Source organism: Paenibacillus sp. FSL H8-0282, assembly GCF_037963825.1.
Taxonomy (GTDB): domain Bacteria; phylum Bacillota; class Bacilli; order Paenibacillales; family Paenibacillaceae; genus Paenibacillus_AQ; species Paenibacillus_AQ odorifer.
On sequence record NZ_CP150146.1, the window covers coordinates 158,207 to 182,860 of the forward strand.

At 46.8% G+C, this 24,654-nt stretch carries 23 protein-coding genes; all 23 read left to right on the forward strand.

Annotated elements, in window-relative coordinates:
* The first annotated feature begins 32 nt into the window (after positions 1–32).
* Positions 33–671 (forward strand): ATP phosphoribosyltransferase, encoded by a 639-nt coding sequence (gene hisG, locus NST94_RS00780; protein ID WP_036687062.1) that lies wholly within the window; start codon positions 33–35, stop codon positions 669–671.
* Positions 672–709: 38 nt separating this feature from the next.
* Complete coding sequence (gene hisD / locus NST94_RS00785; RefSeq protein ID WP_076303378.1) at positions 710–2,020, forward strand: histidinol dehydrogenase; 1,311 nt, start codon at positions 710–712, stop codon at positions 2,018–2,020.
* Positions 2,007–2,615 carry an imidazoleglycerol-phosphate dehydratase HisB gene (gene hisB / locus NST94_RS00790; RefSeq protein ID WP_036687073.1) on the forward strand — a complete coding sequence of 203 codons (609 nt, stop codon included), beginning with the start codon at positions 2,007–2,009 and terminating at the stop codon, positions 2,613–2,615. Before hisD ends, hisB begins: the two co-directional genes overlap by 14 nt.
* A gap of 1 nt (position 2,616) precedes the next feature.
* Complete coding sequence (gene hisH / locus NST94_RS00795; RefSeq protein ID WP_076303377.1) at positions 2,617–3,240, forward strand: imidazole glycerol phosphate synthase subunit HisH; 624 nt, start codon at positions 2,617–2,619, stop codon at positions 3,238–3,240.
* 42 nt (positions 3,241–3,282) lie between these two features.
* On the forward strand, positions 3,283–4,020 hold the full coding sequence (hisA, locus tag NST94_RS00800; RefSeq protein ID WP_076126839.1) for a 1-(5-phosphoribosyl)-5-[(5-phosphoribosylamino)methylideneamino]imidazole-4-carboxamide isomerase: 738 nt from the start codon (positions 3,283–3,285) through the stop codon (positions 4,018–4,020).
* A gap of 1,078 nt (positions 4,021–5,098) precedes the next feature.
* Positions 5,099–5,857 carry an imidazole glycerol phosphate synthase subunit HisF gene (hisF, locus tag NST94_RS00805; RefSeq protein ID WP_036687077.1) on the forward strand — a complete coding sequence of 253 codons (759 nt, stop codon included), beginning with the start codon at positions 5,099–5,101 and terminating at the stop codon, positions 5,855–5,857.
* Entirely contained in the window at positions 5,854–6,567 is a 714-nt protein-coding gene (gene hisIE, locus NST94_RS00810) for a bifunctional phosphoribosyl-AMP cyclohydrolase/phosphoribosyl-ATP diphosphatase HisIE (protein WP_076303376.1), read from the forward strand. The genes hisF and hisIE overlap by 4 nt, the downstream gene beginning before the upstream one ends.
* A 14-nt stretch (positions 6,568–6,581) precedes the next feature.
* A complete protein-coding gene (hisJ, locus tag NST94_RS00815) occupies positions 6,582–7,409 on the forward strand; it encodes a histidinol-phosphatase HisJ (RefSeq protein ID WP_076303375.1) in 828 nt (275 codons plus the stop codon).
* Between the two features lie 26 nt (positions 7,410–7,435).
* Positions 7,436–8,386: a ribose-phosphate pyrophosphokinase gene (locus NST94_RS00820; protein ID WP_036687083.1), complete on the forward strand. Its 951-nt coding sequence runs from the start codon at positions 7,436–7,438 to the stop codon at positions 8,384–8,386.
* A gap of 232 nt (positions 8,387–8,618) precedes the next feature.
* Positions 8,619–10,358 (forward strand): tetratricopeptide repeat protein, encoded by a 1,740-nt coding sequence (locus tag NST94_RS00825; RefSeq protein ID WP_076303374.1) that lies wholly within the window; start codon positions 8,619–8,621, stop codon positions 10,356–10,358.
* A 150-nt stretch (positions 10,359–10,508) separates the two neighbouring features.
* On the forward strand, positions 10,509–11,462 hold the full coding sequence (gene trxB / locus NST94_RS00830) for a thioredoxin-disulfide reductase (RefSeq protein WP_036687084.1): 954 nt from the start codon (positions 10,509–10,511) through the stop codon (positions 11,460–11,462).
* Between the two features lie 350 nt (positions 11,463–11,812).
* Positions 11,813–13,240, forward strand: coding sequence for a glucuronate isomerase (gene uxaC / locus NST94_RS00835; protein ID WP_076192647.1), 1,428 nt, complete (start codon positions 11,813–11,815; stop codon positions 13,238–13,240).
* A gap of 57 nt (positions 13,241–13,297) precedes the next feature.
* Positions 13,298–14,302, forward strand: a complete 1,005-nt coding sequence (locus tag NST94_RS00840) for a LacI family DNA-binding transcriptional regulator (RefSeq protein ID WP_076105201.1) — start codon at positions 13,298–13,300, stop codon at positions 14,300–14,302.
* 157 nt (positions 14,303–14,459) lie between these two features.
* Entirely contained in the window at positions 14,460–15,929 is a 1,470-nt protein-coding gene (locus NST94_RS00845; protein WP_076303373.1) for a tagaturonate reductase, read from the forward strand.
* Positions 15,930–15,962: 33 nt separating this feature from the next.
* Positions 15,963–17,453, forward strand: coding sequence for an altronate dehydratase family protein (locus NST94_RS00850; RefSeq protein WP_076219204.1), 1,491 nt, complete (start codon positions 15,963–15,965; stop codon positions 17,451–17,453).
* 207 nt (positions 17,454–17,660) lie between these two features.
* Positions 17,661–17,885, forward strand: coding sequence for a DUF1858 domain-containing protein (locus NST94_RS00855; RefSeq protein ID WP_076126852.1), 225 nt, complete (start codon positions 17,661–17,663; stop codon positions 17,883–17,885).
* Positions 17,886–17,900: 15 nt separating this feature from the next.
* Positions 17,901–19,160 carry a DUF438 domain-containing protein gene (locus NST94_RS00860; RefSeq protein WP_076126854.1) on the forward strand — a complete coding sequence of 420 codons (1,260 nt, stop codon included), beginning with the start codon at positions 17,901–17,903 and terminating at the stop codon, positions 19,158–19,160.
* 209 nt (positions 19,161–19,369) lie between these two features.
* The gene (locus tag NST94_RS00865) at positions 19,370–20,320 is read left to right on the forward strand and encodes an ROK family glucokinase (RefSeq protein WP_036687097.1); all 951 of its coding nucleotides are present in this window, start codon (positions 19,370–19,372) and stop codon (positions 20,318–20,320) included.
* 46 nt (positions 20,321–20,366) lie between these two features.
* Positions 20,367–21,266 (forward strand): RNase adapter RapZ, encoded by a 900-nt coding sequence (gene rapZ, locus NST94_RS00870; protein ID WP_076126855.1) that lies wholly within the window; start codon positions 20,367–20,369, stop codon positions 21,264–21,266.
* Between the two features lie 54 nt (positions 21,267–21,320).
* A complete protein-coding gene (locus NST94_RS00875; protein ID WP_169744815.1) occupies positions 21,321–22,268 on the forward strand; it encodes a YvcK family protein in 948 nt (315 codons plus the stop codon).
* Positions 22,269–22,313: 45 nt separating this feature from the next.
* On the forward strand, positions 22,314–23,243 hold the full coding sequence (whiA, locus tag NST94_RS00880; protein WP_036687104.1) for a DNA-binding protein WhiA: 930 nt from the start codon (positions 22,314–22,316) through the stop codon (positions 23,241–23,243).
* A gap of 97 nt (positions 23,244–23,340) precedes the next feature.
* Entirely contained in the window at positions 23,341–23,610 is a 270-nt protein-coding gene (locus NST94_RS00885; protein ID WP_036687106.1) for an HPr family phosphocarrier protein, read from the forward strand.
* 169 nt (positions 23,611–23,779) lie between these two features.
* Positions 23,780–24,535: an SIMPL domain-containing protein gene (locus NST94_RS00890; protein WP_076126857.1), complete on the forward strand. Its 756-nt coding sequence runs from the start codon at positions 23,780–23,782 to the stop codon at positions 24,533–24,535.
* The last annotated feature ends 119 nt before the right edge of the window (positions 24,536–24,654 follow it).

The following is a 24,654-nucleotide window of genomic DNA, read 5'->3' on the forward strand; positions in this document are numbered from 1 at the left end:
TGCATGGAGATGGAAAAGGAGGCAACTTAACAATGGCACAGATATTGAAGGTGGCTATGCCAAAAGGCCGGATTTACGAAAAGGCTGCTGAGCTGTTCCGCCAGGCAGGTCTTCCGATTCCACCGGACGGTGAGGCATCACGCAAGCTTGTTATTCCGCTGCCTGAGGCAGGGATGGAGTTTATATTGGCGAAACCAGTAGATGTACCTACATATGTAGAATATGGCGTGGCGGATATTGGTATCGTGGGCAAGGATGTTTTGCTGGAGGAAGATCGTGATGTATACGAGCTGCTTGATCTTGGCATTGCCCGCTGCCGGATGTCGATCATCGGATTGCCGAACTGGCAGCCGGGAATTCAGCAGCGTGTAGCGACGAAATATCCGAATGTAGCTTCAAGGTATTTTAGGGAGCAGGGCCAACAGGTCGAGGTAGTGAAGCTGAATGGATCCATCGAGCTTGCACCACTGATTGGTCTGGCCGATCGTATTGTGGATATGGTAGAGACCGGGCAAACGCTGCGGGACAACGGATTAATCGAAATGAAGAGTATATTCGAAATTACAAGCCGCCTGGTGGCAAATCGTGTGAGCTATCGGATGAAAAATGAAGAGATACAGCAACTGTGTGACCGACTACAGGCAGTTATAGGGCAACCTAATTTGCGGTAGGCGGCAACAGATGTTAGGGGTAAAGGGAGGAACCAGCGATGAAGGTTGTGTCGAGCAAGGACTTTAAGCTAGAGCGGGAAGTGGAGTATGGTACGCCAGAGCAAAATCAGGCGGTAAAGGAAATTGTGGCCGCCATTAAAAAAGAAGGAGACACAGCGCTTCTTCGCTATACGGAGCAATTTGACCGGGTTGCACTTACGCCGAATCAACTGCGGGTAACGCCGGAAGAGCTTCAGGCAGCGTATGGCCGAGTAGAGCAATCTTTCGTATCTGCCATTCAAGCAGCTGCAGCCAATATCCGGGCGTTCCATGCCAGACAGAAACGGAATTCATGGATGGATTTGCAGCCGGATGGCACGATTCTGGGGCAGATTATTCGTCCGCTGAAGCGGGTAGGGGTATATGTACCTGGTGGCAAAGCAGCTTATCCCTCCTCGGTGCTGATGAACGTGATCCCAGCACAGATCGCGGGTGTGCCGGAGATCGTCATGGTGACTCCGCCATCCACCGGCGGTAAAGAAGGGATTGATCCTTACATCCTGGTTGCTGCTGCAGAAGCAGGTGTGAATGAAATCTACCGTGTGGGCGGAGCGCAGGCGGTAGCTGCTTTGGCTTTTGGGACGGAGAGCATAGCGCCGGTAGATAAAATATGTGGGCCCGGCAACATATACGTTGCGCTGGCTAAACGCGAGGTATATGGCGCCGTGGATATCGACAGTATCGCGGGTCCAAGCGAAATTGTCGTGCTGGCAGATGAGACCGCTGAGCCGGCTTATGTCGCAGCGGATCTGCTCTCGCAGGCCGAGCATGACGAGATGGCCTCGGCGATTCTGGTCACGCCATCGCAGAGCCTGGCGGATAGCGTGGCGGCTGAAGTGGAGCGTCAGCTGCAAGAGCTGCCGCGTCAGGCGATCGCCCGTTCTTCGGTAGAGAATTACGGCGCGATCATTGTTGTGGAATCTATGGAGGAAGGGATCTCCGTAGTGAATAGACTGGCACCAGAGCATCTGGAGATTGTTGTCGAAGATCCTATGGGCCTCGTAGGCAGCATTGAGAATGCTGGAGCCATCTTCCTGGGAGCGTATAGCTCCGAGCCCGTGGGTGATTATTTTGCCGGGCCAAATCATATTATCCCAACCAATGGGACCGCACGTTTCTCGTCACCAGTGGATGTGGATGATTTTATTAAAAAATCAAGTCTGATCTATTACAGTAAGGAAGCACTCTTGCGTGATGGGAAGACCATTATAGAGCTGGCACGTCGCGAAGGCTTAGAAGGCCACGCACGAGCCATTGAGATTCGAATCAAGAACGAAGGAAAAGGTGGAGACGGATATGGAGAACAATAACGAACAGGCCCTGCGCCAAGCTGGATTAAGCCGTAAAACAAACGAGACGGATATAAAGTTGTCTCTTAACGTAGATGGAAGTGGAGTTTCAGAGCTGGAGACGGATGTTCCTTTTCTGAATCATATGTTGGATCTGTTCACGAAGCACGGACAATTTGACCTGTCTGTACAGGCGCGTGGAGACATCGAGATTGATGACCACCACACGGTTGAAGACATTGGGATCTGCCTAGGGCAGGCACTGCACGAAGCACTGGGTGATAAAAAAGGAATCAAACGTTATGCGAGTGTTTTTGTACCGATGGATGAGGCGTTGGCGCAGGTTGTGATCGATATCAGCAATCGCCCGCACTTTGAATATCGTGCAACCTATCCTTCACAGCAGGTGGGCAGCTTTTCGACGGAGCTTGTTCAGGAGTTCCTGTGGAAGTTCGCGCTCGAAGCACGGATTACGTTACATGTTATCGTACACTACGGTTCTAACACACACCACATGATTGAGGCTGTATTCAAAGCGCTTGGACGGGCGCTGGATGAGGCAACATTGATTGATCCCCGTGTGAAGGGTGTGCCTTCTACGAAGGGAGTGCTGTAGGATGACTGTTGCAATCGTCGATTATGGCATGGGCAACCTGCACAGTGTGAGTAAGGCGGTAGAACGTCTCGGTTATGAGTGTGTAGTGACGGGTGATGCCGAGCAAATTCTCGCTGCTGATAGTGTCATTCTGCCAGGTGTCGGTGCATTTGGCGATGCGATGGGGCATCTGCGGGAGAATGGTTTGGATCTTGTCGTCAAACAGGTAGCCGCTGGAGAGCAGCCTCTGCTTGGGATCTGTCTTGGTATGCAGCTGTTGTTTAGCACCGGTGAAGAGCATGGCAGCCATGAGGGGTTAGATATTCTCTCGGGTTCAGTGGTGCGGTTCGCTCCTAGAGATGGCTATAAGGTGCCGCATATGGGGTGGAACAAGCTCAGCTTTAGACAGCCGGAGAATCCGCTTTTTGTTGGCCTTGAGGAGGGGCATGTGTATTTTGTCCACTCTTATCACGCGCTTGTAGCAAAAGAGAGTGATCTGCTGGCCGTCACAGATTATGGTTACCCAGTTACAGCTATTGTCGGGCAAGATAATATGTTCGGTATGCAGTTCCATCCGGAAAAAAGCGGAGAGCTGGGAATCAAGCTGTTGGGTAATTTTTTGAAGATTAAGAGAGAGCGGGCGTAAGCCACGCTATAAATATAATGGAACGAAAGTGGGGAGCGCCAAATGTCTTCTTTTATTGTATATCCGGCGATTGATATCCGGGATGGAAAATGCGTCAGGCTGCAGCAGGGGGATTACAATCAGGAAACGATATACAATGATAGTCCACTAAAGGTGGCAAAATCATGGGAAGAGCAAGGTGGAAAGTTCATTCATTTGGTGGACTTAGATGGTGCGAAAGCGGGTCATCCTGTGAACGATGCGATTATCGGTGCTATTGCTGCTAATGCTAACGTTCCTGTGCAGGTGGGCGGCGGTCTTCGCAATCTTGCGGACGTAGAGAAATTGCTCGGACTTGGCGTTAGCCGCGTTATTATCGGTACTGCTGCGATTAATGATCATGCTTTTACCGAAGAGGTATTGGCAAAATACGGCGATAAAGTCGCGATCGGCATTGATGCACGTAACGGTTATGTTGCGACACACGGCTGGCTGAACACCTCTGAAGTACGTGCTGAAGCTCTTGCCAAGGAATTGGCGGCAAAAGGAGCCGAGACATTCATTTACACCGACATCTCCCGCGACGGGATGATGCAGGGACCGAACGTGGACGGTATCCTGTCCATGGCGCAGGCCAGCGGTAAAACTGTGATCGCGTCCGGCGGAGTCACCAGTCTTGATGATCTGTTGCGTCTGAACGTGCACAGCGGCAGCGGTGTAGGCGGAGCTATTGTTGGCAAGGCGTTATACACGGGCAATATTGATCTTTCTGGAGCTTTGCGAGCGCTTGGGCAGAAATAGCGTTGGGCGAGCGCGCTAATTGATGAGCGGATGAACAAAAAGACGACATGAGCTAGCCAAGGAATAGTGGATTAATGAAACAGACAGAACCAACAGTGGGTTAAAGAAATAGACTTAACAGTAACGTAGTGAACACAAATCACTAAATCACCAAACTAATTAATAAACGAGCGAATGAACAAAAAGACAACAGTTGAGCAAGCCATGAGCAGTGGATAAAAGAAATAGACGTAACAGTAAATGAGTAACTAATAATAATTAAATGAACGCACAGAGAAGCAAACTAGCAAAAGTTAAACGAACAAACCAGCAAACCAGCAAAAGGGCTTAATAACAAAGTAACAAACCAACAAAAGAGCTAAAACAAACCAGCTGGCCAATAAAGCAACAAACCCAACTAGCTAATGTGTTTTCACTTTGGAAAAATCTCATCTCATTACGAATGGCGTAACGACTTGGGCGCTGTTTCAACGAGGGATCCGGTGAAATTTTAATACCTGTGAAAATGGAGGTTACCCGCTAGCTAAAACCCGCTGCACAATCTGCTACAATAGGCGTAATGAGGCGGCGGGAAGGGTATTTTTCCTCGGATGATGATTTAAGTGTACTTTATACAGCTATTTTTCACATTTAGAGCTGATTAGCTAATTTAGTTGTATTTCGTGCAGCTATAACTCAGAGATGAGTTGATTTATAAGCTCATCCCCAGATTTAGTTGTACGAAATGCAGTTAAAAGAGTAGCTTGCAAAAAGGCTGATAAAATAACTGCACGTTGTGCAATTAAATACTCGTGGGCTTGCAGGTGGCGTGAGCCCTTCCGACCACATAAGGGCCAAAACCGCGGAACATGAAAGTGTCATGGATCTAGGAAGCGGCCACGAAGGGGTTAGCGATCATAGCACATGTTCAGTAGTGTGGGCTATGGTTCAGCCGGATGGGCTATGATCCGCCATGCCAACAATCAAGGTTTCCAGAGGGGGCAGGGGCCCTTGGGCTCCCCCTGGGCTAAGAGGGCTTTAGGGGTACCGACACACTTTAGGTGCTTGAAACGCTTTTTAAAGAAAGGGGGATTTCATAATGTTAGCAAAACGTATCATCCCCTGTCTTGACGTTAAGGATGGACGGGTAGTCAAAGGCGTTAACTTTGTGAATCTGCGTGATGCTGGAGATCCGGTAGAGCTAGCGGCGCTGTATGACCGCGAGGGCGCAGACGAGCTTGTGTTTCTCGATATATCGGCTTCCGTGGAAGGTAGAGCAACGATGATCGAGGTTGTGCGGCAGACCGCTGGTGAGATTGCCATTCCTTTTACAGTGGGTGGAGGGATCTCTACAACTGATGATATGAAAAGGATTCTTCGTGCAGGCGCAGATAAAATCGGCATTAATACGGCAGCCATCACTAATCCTCAGTTAATTTTGGACGGTGCTCGCCGATTTGGCTCCCAGTGTATTGTAGTAGCGATAGATGCTAAATATAATGAGGCTTTTGGTGAATGGGAAGTGTACACTCATGGCGGGCGTAAGCCCACCGGCATCCGTGCTCTGGCTTGGGCCAAAGAAGCTGAGAAGCTGGGTGCAGGCGAGATTTTGCTCACTAGCATGGATGCAGATGGCACAAAAGACGGCTTCGACCTGAAGCTAACCTCGGCAGTATGCGATTTGCTCAGTATTCCTGTGATTGCTTCTGGCGGCGCTGGGAAGAAGGAGCATTTTTACGATGTATTTACGGAAGGGAAAGCCGATGCGGGACTTGCGGCGACCATTTTTCACTATAAAGAGATTGCAATTAATGATTTAAAGGCAGATTTGAAGCAAAAAGGGGTAGAAATCCGATGAGCGAAACACAAAACAATACCACATTAAGCCAAAAAGAAGCTCTGGCAGGCATTCGCTGGAATGAAGCGGGTCTGGTGCCTGCCGTTGTTCAGGATGCTAGCAGTTTAGAGGTACTGATGGTTGCTTATATGAACTCCGAATCGTTACAGCTCTCACTGGAGAGTGGTCAGACTTGGTTTTGGAGCCGCTCACGCAGCGAACTTTGGCATAAAGGCGGAACCTCAGGCAACACACAAGCTATTACCTCCATATCCTATGATTGTGATAGCGACACACTACTCGTGAAGGTTGTGCCTGAAGGACCAGCTTGCCATACTGGAGCTACGTCATGCTTTTTCCTTGAGATTCCTTTGAATAACCCAACAACAGATGCCTCGAAACCAGTGTCTAGTCTGACGGATGGGGAGCGCTTTGCTGTTCTTGGTGAGCTGGAGCGTGTGATTGCTGAGCGGGAAGTGGAACGTCCGGAAGGGGCGTATACCACTTATCTGTTTGATAAAGGCGTGGATAAGATCCTCAAAAAGGTAGGCGAGGAAGCCTCCGAGACCATAATTGCCGCCAAAAATAAAGATAACGCCGAGCTGCGCCTTGAGGTCAGTGATCTGATCTATCATCTGTTGGTATTGCTGCAAGAACGTAAGCTTCCACTGGATGAGATTATGGAAGAATTGAGTACCCGTCACGAACGCCCACGCCGGGATCAGTACTAAGGGAGGACTGAGTGATGCATATTGATTACCACACGCATCATGAACGCTGTGGCCATGCCGTGGGTAAGCTTGAGGAGTATGTACAGCGCGGGATAGAGCTTGGACTTCAGCAGCTGGGGTTATCCGACCACTTGCCGCTAATCCACGTAGATCCCGCCAGCTATTATCCTGAAATGGCTATGCCAATGGCTGAACTGCCTCGTTATGTGGAGGAATGTCTAACCCTAAAGGAGCGTTACCGTGGAGTCATAGATCTGCGGGTGGGGCTGGAAGCCGATTATATCGAAGGCTACGAAGAGCAAATCCGCGAGATTTTGTCGCCGTATCCATGGGATTATCTTATAGGTTCTGTACATTTTCTTGGGGAGTGGGATATTACGGATCACCGCCAGGTTCATGGTTGGGAAGGCAGAGATGCGCTAGAGGTGTATCGTCTTTATTACGATGCGGTAAAGAAGTCGGCGTTATCGGGATTATATGATATTATAGGACATATGGATGTTATTAAACGGTTCGGTTATGGTCCACAAACACCGGAGGGCAAGGCTGAGGTGAGGGCGCTGGAGCTAGAGACCTTAAAGGTTATAGCGGATAGCGGAATCGCCATGGAGCTGAATGCTTCCGGACTTACGAAGCCTTGCGCTGAGATGTTCCCGGCGGAGCATCTGCTACAGGAGGCCCTAAAGCTCGGCATACCACTGACATTAGGCTCTGATGCACATGATCCTACCAAGCTGGGGGACGGGCTGCAAGAGGCGCGTAGTATGCTTTGGCACACTGGTTTTCGTGAGCTGGCTGTATTTGAGGGACGCCGCCGTACCACTGTTCAGTTCAAACTATAATAATTTATAATCCGCAGGAGGGTATTATGCATCATCAACAATTACGTATTTTTTCCGGTTCGTCGAATCCAAAGTTAGCGGCTGATATTGCGGAGCGACTTGGTGTTGAATTGGGGCAGATAAAGCTGACCCGTTTCATGAGCGGCGAGATTTACGTGCATTACGAAGAAAGCATCCGGAACTGCGACGTATTTTTGGTGCAATCCCTTTCGCATCCCATTAATGAGATGTTCGTGGAGCTGCTGGTGATGATAGATGCTGCCAAACGGGCTTCAGCTCGTACAGTGAACATTATTGTGCCGTATTATGGATATGCTCGGCAGGAGCGGAAGTCCGCACCTCGTGAGCCGATCTCGGCTAAGATGGTGGCTGATGTGCTGACGACCGCTGGAGCAACCCGCGTAATCACCATCGATTTGCACGCAGCGGCGATTCAAGGCTTTTTCAACATTCCGGTCGATCATCTGACTGCACTCGATTTGATCAGCAGCCATTTGAAAGCCAAGGCAATGTCTGATCTGGTCATTGTTTCCCCGGATGCAGGGCGTGCGTCTATGGCTGAGAAGCTGGCGAATAAGCTGGATTCACCTTTTGCCATTATGATCAAGAAGCGCCCAGCCCATAATGAATCGGTAATCACTCATGTCATTGGTGATGTCGAGGGACGGACACCTATCATTATTGAGGATCTGATCGATACTGGGACGACCATTGTGAATGTGGTAGAAGGTCTGAAGGAGAGAGGTGCGAAGGACAGTATTGTCTGCGCGACGCACGGATTATTCTCAGGGCCCGCGCTACAGCGGCTTGACCATCCTTCTATTCAGGAAGTGGTTACGACAGATTCTATTGCACTGCCTGATGACCATTCAAGTCGGTTTACGGTATTATCTGTTGCACCGATGCTTGCCCAGGCTACGCACATCATCCTTGAGGGTGGTTCAATCGATAAGCTATTTAGAGACGCGGGAATTTAATTCCCCGTCTTTTTTATTTTTTGTCAAAAAAGATGTTGTAAGCAGAGTGGTAGAGTCTTTCTCAACTTGAGATTCTCGCTGTCACATGTGGTATACTGTGTGGAGATACCCGCGCCCAATAAGGGAACGGAATAGCGATTAAGGATGGAGCTCCGGCATACCCCATAGGGCGCCGCCCTCCTATTTTTCGTTAGTATAAGGAAGCTTCTTATAAGGGAGGTGCCTTGCTTCCATGATTGAGAGAACTTCAGAGTATGAATTGGGGAATGATAATGTGATTCCTGTAACTCTGAATGCCAATTTTTTCTTTGAAAGAGCCGTTCGGTCCTTGGATCGCTTTCAATATGATAAGGCATTAAAGAATTTTCGCAAAGCTGTAGAGTACGAGCCGGAGAATCCGGTCAATCATTGCAACGTGGCTGGCGTATTATCAGAAATGGGTAATTATGAAGCGTCCAACGACATTTTAACCCATGTACTGGAGAATATTGATCCGGCAATGACGGAATGTTATTTCTATATGGCTAACAACTTCGCCAATATGGAAAGCTATGAGGAGGCAGAACGCTCACTCGTCACTTATCTCGAAGAAGATGTGAACGGTGAATTTCTGGCCGAATCGGAAGAATTGATGGAGCTGCTGCAATATGAGCTGGACCGTCCTGCTCCACTTATCCGGATTAGAAGCCGGGAAGGTGTAATAGAGCATGAGCGAGCCCGAGCACTGTTGGAGGAGGGCAAGTTTACACAAGCCGTCACTTTGCTTGAAGAGATTGTGAGCAATACGCCTGACTTCCTGGCGGCACATAACAACCTAGCCCTAGCGTATTTTTACATGGGTCGTTTTACCAAAGCTAAGGAATGTATTATGCGGGTGCTGGAGCTGGATTCCGGGAATTTGCATGCACTATGTAACTTAGCGATCTTCCTTCAGTATGAAGGTGACCGCGGGCAACTGGATGGATTGTTACGCCTTCTGGAGACCACCATTCCGTTTCATCAGGAGCATTTGTTCAAAATGGCCACCACCATGGGGATTCTGGGACGCCATAGAACCGCCTATGGCCATTTTAGACGTCTGTTGAAGGATGAAGAGGTCGGTGGCGACGCCAGTCTCTATCATTACTGTGCGGCAGCTGCCAGCAATAGTGGCCTGTATACAGAAGCCCAACGCTGCTGGCAGAAGTCGGCTAAGCTCGATCCGGAATCGGCTGTGCCGAGATTTTTTCTGGCTCAGCTGCAGCAGGCGCAGGGGGAAGGTAAAACGCTGTCGCTGGTCAGCTACAACTATCAGCTTCCTTTTCAGGAGCAGCTGAAGCTGTGGAAGGACAACAAGGGCAGCTTTACCGAAGAGGTACGGAACAATCCGCTGCTTCGCTCTTCCTTCTTCTGGGCGCTCCGCTACGGGGATGCCAATACGAAGCTTCAGGTTACAGAAGCTCTTCGGTGGATCGAAGATGAAGAGATGTCCGAAATTCTGCAAGGACTTCTAAAGCAGCAGCCCTTGCAGGAAGAAAAGCTGCAAGAAGCGGCACTTCTTAGTCTGCAGCGGCTGATTGGAAGTGTTCCTGAAGAGAATGTTCTTCAGGAAGTCAAAGAAACCTCTTCCCCGCGTCTGAAGGGACTGCCGGAATGGAGAGAGGATTGGCAGAAAGTTATCGACCAGACCCTTAGTATGATGGATCGAAGATATGATGCAATCCACAAAAAAGATGCTGAATTACTGTGGAAGCAATTTCTGAGCAGCCTTTATCCGGATGTTCCGTTTATCCGTCATGCGAGTGGCTGGTGTGCTGCTTTAGAATATCTAATCGCTAAAACGCATAACCTGCCGGTCACCTACCGTGAAGTAGCCCAGCGTTACAATGTTTCCGTTTCTATGGTCAGTCGTTATGCTCGGCGCATAGATGAGGAATGTAGTTTCGAGGGAAGTGTGAGCGACAGCCTTCCGCCATTTACCGAGAATATCTAAATCGATCATGTAGTATTTCGTAGAAACGGAGCCCTTTTTATATGTCTTGCGTAACGCTAATGTTCCTTATAGGGGCACCGAAGGCGGCTATGCTTGCCAAAAAAGGGCCCGTTTCTTCTAAATAAACCCTATTGTGAGGAGGCCACTGTTATGTACAAAACGATTGTAATCGGAACAGGCCCAGCCGGGCTTACTGCTGCAATTTATTTGGCACGTGCCAACCTAAACCCACTTGTGATTGAAGGTATGCAACCAGGTGGACAACTGACAACGACAACAGAAGTCGAGAACTTCCCAGGCTTTCCTGAAGGAATTCTAGGCCCGGATTTAATGGACAACATGCGCAAGCAGGCTGAACGTTTTGGGGCTGAATTTAAGAATGGTTGGGTGGATTCAGTTGATTTTTCACAGCGTCCATTTAAAGTGACTGTAGATGGATTGGGAGTATTAGAGGCGGAGTCAGTGATCATCTCAACCGGCGCATCTGCCAGATATTTAGGAATCCCCGGGGAGCAGGAGAATGTGGGCCGTGGGGTCAGCACTTGTGCTACTTGTGACGGATTCTTTTTCCGTGGCAAAAAGATTATTGTCGTCGGTGGTGGAGATTCTGCGATGGAAGAAGCCAGCTTTTTAACCCGGTTCGCTTCCAATGTAACATTGGTTCACCGTCGTGATGAGCTTAGGGCTTCGAAGATTATGCAGGCTCGCGCACGGGATAACAGTAAGGTATCGTGGGCTCTTAACCGTACACCGCTTGAGGTTACAACCGACGAGTCTGGCGTTAAGGGGCTGACGGTTCGCAACAATGAGACGGGAATTGATGAACTCATCGAAGCGGACGGAGTGTTTGTCGCGATTGGGCACACGCCGAACACCGGATTTTTAGGGGGGCAAATTACGACCGATACCAACGGCTACATTGTGGTCAACCCTGGAACGACAGAAACGAACATCCCGGGCGTATTCGCTTGTGGCGACGTGCAGGATACCCGTTATCGTCAGGCAATTTCCGCAGCGGGATCTGGCTGTATGGCAGCAATGGATGCTGAGAAGTACCTAGAGGGCACGATGGTGCATGACTGGAGCGAAACACTGGATAGTTAATTTTGCGAGAAATCGTAGTCGATGACATATAAGCAGGTTATCCTTTTTCTAAAGGGTTGCCTGCTTTTTTCAATATTGGCGGGGCCGTGTCCAGATATTAAATATGTTGTTTATTTATTACCGCTCGGAAGTTAAAATAACTGTAACAATGTCTTTATAAAAAGACTTGCGCATTTTAAAAATACGTTTACAATGAAGATATAATGTTAACGTGAACAATTTATACAAACCCTATTATAATCAATAATTTTAAGTTTAAAATATTTATTAAGAAATCGACCGATTGAATAAATGTTCACGTTAAACTTTGTGTAACTCCCATTCGAACTTAAAGGAGAGCAGCAAACCTCATGAGTAAAAAATTCATGGATGAGAACTTCCTATTGTCGAGCGAGACCGCAATTAAGCTGTTTCATCATCATGCGAAAGACATGCCCATTATCGATTATCATTGCCACCTCAGTCCAAAAGAAATTTATGAGAACAAAACGTTCAACAATATCACCGAAGCTTGGCTGTATGGCGACCATTATAAATGGAGAGTGATGCGCGCTAACGGTATAGAAGAGAAATTCATTACTGGCGATGCCAGTGATTATGATAAATTTTTAGCTTGGGCTAGAACGGTTCCGATGATTATCGGGAATCCGCTATACCATTGGACGCATCTGGAGCTGCAACGTTTCTTCGGTGTATATGAGTTGCTGAATGAAGCTAACGCACCAAAAATTTGGGATGAAGTGAATAGACAGTTACAGGGTGAAGGATACGGAGCAAGAGATTTGATCATTAAATCGAAGGTGACTACGGTTTGTACTACCGATGATCCTGTAGATAATCTGGAATATCATGAGAAAATCAGTAATCTGAGTGGATTCAATGCTAGCGTTGTGCCGGGATTCCGGCCAGATAAAGCGCTTGAAATCAACCGTCCTACCTTCCAGCCTTGGGTAGCTCAGCTAAGCGAAGTTTCGGGAATGGCTGTTAAGAATTACGGACAGTTTCTTGCAGCATTGGAGAGCAGAGTGAGATTCTTCCACGCCAGAGCCGGCCGTGTATCTGACCATGCTTTGGATGCGGTAATGTTTGAGCCTACTACCTTGGAGGAAGCTACAGCTATATTCGCTAAAGCACTTTATGAAGGCACTGTAAGTGAGAGTGAAGAAAAGAAATATAAAGGATTCACGCTAGTATTCCTCGGCAAATTGTATAACGAGCTGGATTGGGCGATGCAATTCCATATTCATGCGCTACGGAATAACAACAGCGTAATGTTCGGACGTCTCGGACCTGACACGGGTTATGATTCTATCAATGACGGCGTGATTGCTAAGCCTTTGGCGGGTCTGCTCGATGCGCTGGATCGTGAGAATGCGTTGCCTAAGACCATTTTGTACTCATTGAACCCTAATGATAATCATGTTATTGCCAGTCTAATGGGCAGCTTCCAGGGCGGCGGTATTCCAGGGAAGATTCAATTCGGAACCGCATGGTGGTACAACGATAATAAAGACGGCATGCTGGAACAGATGAAGACACTTGCTAATCTAGGCGTACTTAGCCAATTTGTTGGGATGTTAACAGACTCCAGAAGCTTTTTATCGTATACCAGACATGAGTACTTTAGAAGAATCTTGTGTGATCTAGTAGGCTCTTGGGTAGAAGCTGGAGAAGCCCCGGATGATATGGAGTTACTGGGCAGTATGATTGAGAACATCTGTTACAATAACGCTGATCATTATTTTAATTTCTCGAAACAGGCATTGGTGACTAGGTAATCGTTATGATATCCTTACATGGAAGAGCCAAACCCGTTTAATAAGGAAGGTTGACCCATGGCACCTACAATCAAGGATATCGCCAAATTGGCGAATGTATCGCATACAACTGTATCGAGAGCACTTAACAATAGTCCACTAATTAAAGAGGTCACACGTAAAAAAATTGCCGAGATCGCTGCGCAAGTGGGTTACGTCCCTAATTACAATGCCAAAAGCCTTGTGATGCAGCGATCCTATACCATTGGTCTGTTCTTCACGAGTATTGCCAACGGCACAACTTCTGGTTTCTTCTCTGATACGATTCGTGGTGTAAATAGGGTCATAGATGTAGAGTACAATCTGTTCATCCGTGGGATCGACGATTATGCGGATTACTCCTCTATTCATCGCAAACGTTTTGATGGAATTATTCTAATGAGCCAGAGTGAAGCAGATAATAAATTCATTTACCATGTTGTCCAGCAAGGCATTCCAATCGTTGTGCTGAACCGGGAAATTGATGACCGTTCCATTATCAACATCATCTCGAACGACCGGGAAGGTGCTTATAATGCAGGCAAATACCTGATCGAAAACGGGCATCAAGACATTGCAATTATTGAAGGTGTCGAGGGCTTTAAATCCACACAGGAACGCAGAGATGGCTTTATAAAAGCTTTGATTGACCATAATATCCCTGTTCGTAATGACTACATGATAAGCGGTAGTTATGATATGCAAAGTGGATATGAGGCGATGGGCAAGCTGCTGGATCTCGAGAAGCCACCGACGGCTGTATTTTGCTCCAATGATGATATGGCGATCGGGGCTATGAAAGGCGTGTTTGAGCGAGGGCTGCAGGTGCCAAATGATATCTCTGTTGTTGGTTTTGACGACATTGGGTTTTCACTTTTTGCCAATCCTTCACTCACCACGGTCAAACGTCCTATTGAGAAGATTAGTGAGCAAGGCGCTCGCCAGCTGTTAAGCTTGGTCAAGGAACCCTCAGAAAAAGACGGGCGGATCTCGATCGAGACAGAGCTTATTGCCAGAGAATCAGTCAGGAAGTTGCAGAAGTAGAGGCTGCGCATAGCAGCCTAATCCTTTACCTTCGTAAAGGGTTGCTATCTAAAATTTTCACGTGTGCATATATTTAATTGATTAGTAATATAAATATGATTTTATATAGTTTATTTAATAAGTTTATCGTGTGCATTTACTATTAGGAGGCGTTAATATGAAAAGATTAAATAGTGATAATTGGACAGCTTACAAGCAGTATCCTGAGAAGGTTCTACAATTTGGCGAAGGCAATTTCATGCGCGCCTTTGTAGATTGGCAGATTCATACCATGAATCAAAAAACGGATTTCAATGGTGGAGTGGTTGTTGTACAGCCATTGGCTAACGGACTGGCAGAAATGCTGAATGATCAGGATGGGCTGTATACCCTTTATCTGCAAGGCATTAAAGACGGAGCGGCTGTAAAAGAACACGAGGTAATTAATTGTATTACGCGGACGCTTAATCCCTATTCACAGCATGAGGAGTATATGAAGCTGGCTGAGAACCCTGAGCTGCGCTTTATCGTGTCTAATACTACTGAAGCGGGAATTGCTTTTGAAGCTGGTGACAAGTTAACCGATACGCCGCAGAGTAGTTTCCCAGGCAAGCTGACGGCCTTATTGTACAAACGTTATCAAACTTTTAATGGGGAGGCTTCTAAAGGTTTTATCATCATTCCATGCGAGCTGATTGACCGGAATGGTGATGAGCTCAAAAAGGTTATTTTGAAATATGCTGAGCTGTGGAATCTTGGAGAAGGTTTTGTGAACTGGTTGAATGAAGCTAATACCTTCTGCTGCAGTCTGGTGGACCGCATTGTTCCCGGTTATCCAAGAGACAGCATTGCCGAGATTACAGAAGAGCTGGGTTATGAGGATAAGCTGGTCGTTGTCGGCGAGCAATTCCATCTTTGGGTGATTGAAGGGCCACAGTGGATTAAAAAGGAGTTCCCGGCTGAACTAGCAGGTCTTAATGTGCTGGTGGTGGATGACATGGCCCCTTATCGCACTCGTAAAGTGAGAATTTTAAACGGAGCTCATACAGCTATGACACCAGTAGCGTATTTGTACGGTATTGATACGGTTGCTGAAGCCATTGAGCACGAAGAGGTTGGGGCGTACGTGAAGTCCTTAATCTATGATGAGATTATTCCAACGCTGGATCTGCCGGCAGAGGAATTGAATTCTTTTGCAGACGCGGTATTAGAAAGATTCCTGAACCCTTATGTGCAGCATTACTTGATGAGCATTTCCCTTAATTCTATATCGAAGTTTAAGACAAGAGATCTGCCTTCTTTACTGCAATATGTAGAGGCCAAAGGACAATTGCCTGAAAAGCTTGTCTTCTCATTGAGCGCATTAATTGCCTTCTATAGAGGACGCAGAGGGGAAGAAAACATTCAACTGGCTGATGATGCGGATATTTTGGAATGGTTCGCCTCCTTATGGGGAGGATGGGATGGCACAGACACCGGGCTGCGCGCACTGGCCGTCGAAGTACTTGCCGCAACCAATCGCTGGGGCTGTGACCTGAATGAAGTGTCTGGACTTACTGACAAGGTGACAGAAGGACTGATTGCGATTGAGAAAAATGGCATGAAGCAAGCCTTAAAAGCGTTCGTGAAGAGACCGGCACACAACTAATACCCTGGAGGTGACAATGATATGATCAAGACGATGAAAGAAGTATTGCAGATTAATGAGGCTGATAATGTCGCTGTTGCACTAAAAGACTATAAAGCAGGCGACACCATTGTGATTGGTTCAAAAGAGATTAAAATTACTGAAGATATCGCTAGAGGCCATAAAATTGCACTATCCAGCATTAGCGAAGGTGAAAATGTATTGAAATATGGTTACCCCATTGGTCATGCTATAGCGTCTATCGCGCCGGGGCAGTGGGTGCATACCCATAACACTAAGACAAACCTAACAGGGGTAGAGGAATATACCTTTGAGCAGAAGCTGACGCCGAATCCTTTTGCAGCGGAGAATTTGACCTTTAAGGGCTATCGGCGCTTTGATGGATCTGTAGGTATCCGCAATGAGCTGTGGATCGTCCCTACTGTTGGTTGTGTGAATGGAGTGGCGGAGCAGATCATCAATATTTTCAAAGCAGAGGTTGGAGATATCGCACCTTTCGATAACGTGCTCGTGCTTAAGCATAACTACGGTTGCTCCCAGCTGGGCGATGATCATGACAATACACGTACGATTCTGGCTAACGCGGTTAAACACCCGAATGCGGGCGGCGTGCTTGTGCTCGGATTGGGCTGTGAGAATAACAATTTGCATATTTTTAAAGACATGCTGGGCAGCTATGATGAGGATCGTGTGCGTTTCCTTGTCTCCCAGGAGGTTGGGAATGAGATTGAAGAAGGCGTGAAGCTGCTGAAGGAAATCTATAATAATGTCCAAGGCGATCAACGGGAAGAGGTATCACTCTCCGAGCTGAAGATCGGTCTGAAATGTGGAGGCTCCGACGGGTTATCCGGTATTACTGCGAATCCGCTCCTTGGACGTCTGTCTGATTATATGGCTGCTCAAGGCGGGACCACTGTACTGACAGAAGTGCCTGAAATGTTTGGTGCCGAAAAAATTCTAATGGAACGTGCTGCGGACGAAACTATTTTCAACAAAATTGTCGATCTCATTAATGACTTTAAGCAGTATTTTATGGACTATAAACAGCCGGTATATGAAAATCCTTCTCCAGGGAATAAAGCCGGAGGAATTACTACGCTTGAGGATAAATCATTGGGTTGTACTCAAAAATCGGGGAACGCTACAGTTATGGATGTCCTCAAGTACGGGGAGCTTATCACTAATAAAGGCTTAAATCTCCTTAACGCACCTGGCAATGATCTTGTGGCTTCCTCTGCACTGGCTGCTGCTGGCTGCCAATTGGTGATCTTTACGACCGGGCGGGGAACACCATTTGGTACATTCGTGCCAACGATGAAGGTATCTACCAATACCCCATTGTATGAAGGCAAACGTCATTGGATCGATTTTAATGCAGGTGTGTTGGTGGAAGATGGTTCTCCAGATGAGGTCCTGCGCAGCTTCATAAACTATATTATTGCGGTGGCCAGCGGTGAATGGGTTAATAATGAAAAGAATAATTTCCGTGAGATCTCCATATTCAAAACAGGAGTAACGCTATAATAAATCATTAATTAATGACAAATCAGGCTGTCTCTTATGCTTTTTAAGCGTAGGGGACAGTTTTTTTAGGTTCACAGCATACATAATCCGTCTTAAAAAGAACGATAATTGCATTCTTTTGAATTAGTGATTGCAATCACAATGGTCCTGTACGGCCTGTGCTAATCTTTTATTGAGAATAGTTCTCACATAAAGGAGAAGAGTCAGATGGAAAAAGTGCTGAGTTTGGATGAATCTATATTCGAGATGGTATCACGGCATCCGGAGGTCATCGAGATTATGGTAGAGCTGGGCTTTAAGGATATTGCCAAGCCTGGCATGCTGCAGACTGCTGGCCGTTTCATGACCTTATCCAAAGGAATTAAGCTGAAAAAAATGGATCTCGAGCACGTGAAGCAAACTTTTGAACGTCATGGTTTCGGGATTATTTAATAAAGGAGTGTTAATATGAGCGAACTGATTAACAACCGTGAAGTTGATGTGCCGGAACAGACTCGTCGCCAGGCTATGCTTAAGGAGATTATTAAAGAGCTGCATGCAGGGAAAAGTGTAGAAGAGGTTAAGGCGCGATTCGCCGAAGCTGTGGGTGATGTTACCGTAGCGGAGATTTCCGCGATGGAGCATTCATTAATGACCGAAGAAGGAATTCCGGTATCCGAGGTCCAACGTCTTTGTTCGGTGCATACAGCCATTTTTAAAGGCTCTATTGAGCAAATTCACCGCTCGTCCCAGCCCGAGGAGCAGCCAGGCCATCCAGTACACACCTTCAAATTGGAGAATCGTGAGATCGAAAAACTTGTTAACTTCCGCATGGATCTGCACGCAACAAAGTTTCAAAAGAATGATAGTGAGGAACTGATCTTCAAATTGTTGGAGGATCTTAGCTTGCTGCTGGATCTTGATAAACACTATAGCCGAAAAGAAAATCTGCTGTTCCCATACCTCGAAAAATACGGCATTTATGGCCCAACCAAGGTAATGTGGGGAGTGGATGATAATATCCGCCGTATGATTAAAGAGGCAAAAGCTGCGCTCAGCACTTATAGCGGAAACGCAGCAGAAATAGGCATTCAGCTTGAGGAGATCATCAAGGAAGTTAATGAAATGATCTTTAAGGAAGAAAATATTCTATTGCCCATGGCCCTGGACAAACTGACGGAAGATGAATGGGTCAAAATCGCCCGGGAGAGCGATGAGATCGGGTTCTGCCTAACCGCACCGGAGCAGGAGTGGATCCCTGAGCGGGCCGCTGAGCCGGACGGCGCAGTGCTGGAAGAAACAGAAGGAGCTACGCCGCAAGGCGGGTTCATCCGTTTTGAGACAGGGTTGTTGTCACTGCATCAGCTGGAGACCGTACTCAACCATCTTCCTGTAGATCTAACCTTCATTGATGAGAATGATGTTGTCCGATATTTTTCACACGGGAAGGAACGTATCTTTGCCCGAACTAAAGCGGTTATCGGCCGTACAGTACAGAACTGTCATCCCCCGCAAAGTGTTCATGTGGTAGAGAAGCTTTTGGAAGACTTTAAGGCAGGCCGTAAGGATGCTGAAGACTTCTGGATCAATATCAAGGATAAGTTTATCTACATCCGTTACTTCGCTGTACGAGACGAGTCAGGCCAATATATGGGCACGCTAGAGTTCACACAGAATATCGCTCCAATCCGAGCATTAGAGGGCCAAAAGCGCATTTTATCAGAATAAATCGGTGCGTTGGGTTATTTTCCAGATAATAATATAGGTACAAGACTCTCTTACTTAGGCGTAAGGGGGTCTTTTTAGAATATAATAGAGTATACTCTTAAAATAAGGAATTCCCGGGTGTGTTGTCTTTCCTTGACCACAGAGAGGGCTTCTATTATAGTTGGTACTTAGGATTAACTATTTTAGTATAAAAAAAGGTGGCTTGTTACATGTCTGAGAATATCTACGTTGGCGTGGATTTGGGTGGAACTGCAATTAAGGTTGGAATCTGTAATGCTGAAGGTACCCTGCTACATACTTATGAGGGACCTACAGGAACTGCAGAGGGTGTCGATACTGTTATCGATAATATCGAGAAGTATGTACGCCAAATTGTGGAGGATTCCCCGTACTCTTGGGATCAGCTTGCAGGTGTAGGAGCGGGTGTAGCCGGGTTCACAAATATTCGTGAAGGAATCATCATCCTTGCGCCTAACATAGGATTTAGAGATGTGCCGATCCGTTCCATTTTGGAAGATCGTTGGAACAAGCCTGTCAAAATAGACAATGATGCGAATGTGGCTGCACTGGGCGAAGCTTGGAGCGGTGCGGGACGTGGCGTTGATAACTGTGTCTGCTATACGCTTGGAACAGGTGTCGGTGGCGGAATCATTATTAATGGAAAGATTTATCAAGGCTTTGCGGGATTAGCTGGTGAGCTTGGTCATATCACAGTAGTGCCGGATCTGGAAGCTATTCAATGCGGCTGTGGCAACATGGGCTGTCTGGAAACCGTTTCCTCCGCTACAGGTATTATCCGCATGGCTAATGATGCAGTAGCTCGTGGCGATCGTACTTCCCTCTCTATGGTAGAGAAGATTGCTGCGAAAGAAGTCTTTGATGCGGCTAAGGCTGGCGATGAAGTAGCTATCCGTATAGTGAATCGTGCAGCGTACTATCTGGGTAAATCCATGGCTTCTGTTGCGGCTGTGCTTAACCCTGAAGTATTTATCGTTGGCGGCGGTGTGTCTAAGGCTGGAGATATTCTATTTGACGAGGTTCGTCGTGTGTTTGCGAAATTGACACCGGCTCCGCTTCAAACTGGTGTTTCGATTATTCCAGCTGAGCTTGGCAATGACGCAGGTATTGTTGGGGCTGCCGGCCTTTTGCTGCGTTCTTAAAAGACGGGAAGTATTCATATACTAAATCTAGGGAGGGGACGCTTTTATGACCGAATTGGACAATACCCCAACGGCTGGAGCCACCCTGATTATTATTACGGGAATGTCAGGTGCGGGGAAGACAATTGCTGTACAGAGTCTGGAAGACCTAGGGTTCTTCTGTGTCGATAATTTACCACCGGTGCTGATTCCCAAGTTCGCAGAGCTAATTGAACAGTCGAAGGGTAAGATTGCCAAGGTAGCCCTTGTAATTGACCTGCGTGGTCGAGAATTCTTCACTGCTTTGTCTGAGTCTCTTGCCTATATCAAGGATGAGTCAACCATTGGCTGTGAGATCTTGTTTTTGGATGCTACAGATTCAGTACTTGTTCAGCGTTACAAGGAAAGTCGACGTCATCATCCATTAGCACCTAAGGGGCTGCCGCTTGATGGTATCAAGCTAGAACGTAAAATGCTTGAAGAATTGAAAAATTCAGCTACGTTATGTTTAGATACCAGCAGTATGAAGCCCGTGCAGCTTAAGGAGAAGATCGTTTCACGGTTTTCGCATCTAGGAAAAAGTACGCTTTCCGTCAATATTACATCCTTCGGATTTAAGTACGGTATCCCTATTGATGCAGATCTTGTCTTCGATGTCCGCTTCTTGCCTAACCCACATTATGTGGACCATCTGCGGCCTAAAACCGGCCAGGACAGTGAAGTCTACGATTATGTAATGAAGTGGCCTGAAACACAGGTGTTCCTGACCAAACTGCTCGATATGCTTCATTTTCTAATTCCGCAATATCGTAAGGAAGGTAAGTCCCAGATTATCATTGGCATTGGCTGTACGGGAGGTAAACACCGTTCCGTAGCCATTTCCGAGTATTTGGGTAAAATGCTGGGCGTTAGCGAGACGGAATCCGTAACCGTTAGTCATCGGGATTCCGAGCGTGATCGGCACTAGAGAGAAGGGGTCATAGTGGCTGAAGAACAAAGACAGCGTCCACGTATCGTCGTTATGGGCGGTGGCACGGGGTTATCTGTTATGCTTCGTGGTTTAAAAGAGAAGCCATTAGATATTACTGCTATTGTTACCGTTGCCGATGATGGGGGAAGCTCAGGTATTTTGCGCAGTGAACTGCAAATGCCTCCTCCTGGGGACATCCGCAACGTATTGACAGCTATGGCTGATGTTGAGCCGCTCATGGCAGAGATTATGAGATACCGTTTCAACACGGGTGAGGGACTAGCTGGTCATAGTCTCGGCAACTTGATACTTGCTGCGCTCACGGATATATCCGGCGATTTCGTTACAGCTGTACGGGAGCTCAGTCGATTATTCGCTGTTCGCGGCCGGGTATTGCCTGCGGCCGGTGAGGCTGTAATCCTGCATGCAGAAATGTCGGACGGCACGATTATCACGGGGGAGTCCAAAATCCCTGAAGCTGGCGGGATCATCAGACGAGTGTCCTTGGAGCCGCCAGATGTAGAACCGTTGCCCGAAGCGCTTGAGGCGATTCGGAATGCAGATGCGATCCTGCTGGGTCCTGGCAGTCTGTATACGAGCATTCTTCCCAACCTGCTTGTTCCGAAACTGGCAGAAGCGGTTGTATCTTCGAATGCTATCAAAATTTTCGTCTGCAACGTAATGACTCAGCCGGGTGAAACGGATAACTATACCGTCAGCGATCATCTTCAAGCTGTATATGATCATATCGGGATCGATTTATTCGATTATGTTATTGTTAATGACGGTGAGATTCCGGAACAGGTCCAGACGAAGTACGCCGAGAAGGGCGCGCGCCCGGTGCAGCTTGATAAAGAAGCGCTGGATGGCAATGGATACAAGGTTATAGCCGATAAACTGGTTTTATTCCGAACTTATTTGAGACATGATACCGATAAGCTTAGCCATCACATTTATCAGCTTGTGCAGGATTGGATAAACAGAAACCCTAGGGTATAACTTATAGATGAGAACGAAGTACTTATCAAGAAAGAGGTGAGACCCTTGTCTTTTGCGGCCCTTACCAAAAAAGAGCTGACGATGGTGGAGAGTGAACCCTGCTGCGAGAAGGCGGAAATGTCAGCGCTTATCCGTATGAATGGATCTGTGCAGCTTTCAAGCAAAAAGGTTATTCTCGACATTTCGACGGAGAACGCCGCGATTGCAAGGCGGGTATATTCTTTACTTAAGAAATATTACCAGGTCCATATTGAGCTACTCGTGCGTAAAAAAATGCGTTTGAAGAAAAATAACGTCTATATCGTCAGAATCCCAAACCGTGTACAAGAGATCCTAAAGGATCTTAGAATTGTGTCGGAAGGATTTATTTTTACCGATGGTATTGATGATGAGATTGTTGGGAATAACTGCTGCAAGCGTGCTTATTTGCGCGGTGCCTTTCTGGCTGGCGGATCGGTTAATAATCCGGAAGGCTCCTCCTACCATTTGGAGATTTCCTCGATGTATGAGGAACATTGTAAAGCATTAGTGGATCTGGCTGGGGAATTCCACCTAAACGCACGCTGCATCGAACGTAAAAAAGGGTTCATTCTTTACATTAAAGAAGGCGAGAAGATTATTGAATTCTTAAGTTTGATTGGAGCGCATCAGGCGCTGTTCAAATTTGAGGATGTAAGAATTATGCGCGATATGCGTAATTCCGTGAATCGGATCGTGAACTGCGAGACCGCAAATCTCAACAAAACAATAAGTGCTGCGGTGCGGCAGATTGAAAATATCAAGCTGTTGCAGCGAGAAATGGGACTGGAGAATTTGCCGGATAAACTGCGTGAAGTAGCAGAAATTCGAATGGCGCATCCAGATATCAACCTCAAGGAGGTTGGTGAAATGCTCAAAGGTACAGTCAGTAAGTCGGGAGTAAATCATCGGCTTCGTAAGATTGATGAGCTGGCGGACAAGGTTCGAGGCGGCTAATTACTTTTTTTCTAGTGTGGTTTACGTTATAATGATATAATAATATAAAATTAATGTGAAACTTTTGGGGAGAACTCAATTAGGGGGTAAGCGTTTCATGACAAAGCACCCGGTAGTTGTTCGGTTGAAGACAGGGCTTCATGCCCGACCGGCAGCATTGTTTGTGCAAGAAGCTAACAAGTTTTCGTCGGAGATTTTCGTGGAAAAAGATGATAAAAAAGTAAATGCTAAAAGTATTATGGGGATTATGAGCCTCGCTATCAGTTCCGGCACGGAGATTTACATTAGCGCGGACGGTGCGGATGCCGATCAAGCTGTAAACGCTTTGACAAGTCTGGTCAGCAAAGAAGAGCTTGAGAACCAATAATAGGAAGACAACATCGTTTCTGCTAGGAAGACTTTATTTATCGCATGACCAAAAGCCCTTCGGGGCTTTTTTTAATACCAAAAAATAGATGGAGAACGTGCAACATTTACCAAAATGACTCGTCTAGAGGATAATAACAAATCACAAGAAATGAAAGGGGCTGGCAAATATGAAAGGTTTATTGAAGAAAATTGGTTCAGTGATGATCGTAGGGAGTTTGTTAATTGGAGGGATCAGCATGAGTGGTGTTTTCCAAGGTCCTGCAAAGGCTTACGCAGATGAAGTGCAGAAAAATGTCGTTAGTGTAGTAGGTAAAGGCGAATTGTCCCTCAAGCCGGATATCGTATACTTGTCCATCGGTGTGGATACTACGGCCACAACTGCGCAAGAAGCGCAGAAGACCAATGCCGCTAAAATTCAGAAGATTATGACTTTACTGAAGAATACTTGGAAAATTGCAGATAAAGATATTCAAAGCACGCAGTTTTATGTGCAACCCAATTATAGTTACAGCGAAAAAGAAGGACAGCAAGTGAAGGGGTACAACGCCAATCATACGCTGTTAGTGTCTTATAGAGATCTGACCAAGGTTGGTGAATTGCTGGACGCTGCATCTGCGGCAGGGGCGAATAATATCGGAAATGCACGTTTTTCTGTGGAAGATACTTCTGCATTTGAAGCTCAGGTGATTGAAAAAGCGATGGCGAATGCAGATGTTAAAGCAGGGGCTATTGCTAAGGCAGCTAAACGCAGCTTGGGTCAAGTGATCACGGTCAGCCAAAATGATGGCGATATCACTCCGGTTTATTTTGAACAGAATCTAAAAATGAATATGGCTGCAGCAGATGCTGGTGCAAGCACATCCGTGCAACCCGGAGTAGTTAAAGTTACAACTCAGCTGAGCGTAATGTATGAATTGAAATAGTATCAGAACAAGGTGAATGCAGAGAGGAGAGGTGATCTTCCACTAGTAATAGTGGGGGGCGCCTCTTTTTTTGTGTAAGTTCTCTACGATTCTGTTTAATAAATTGGAAAGGAGAGGAA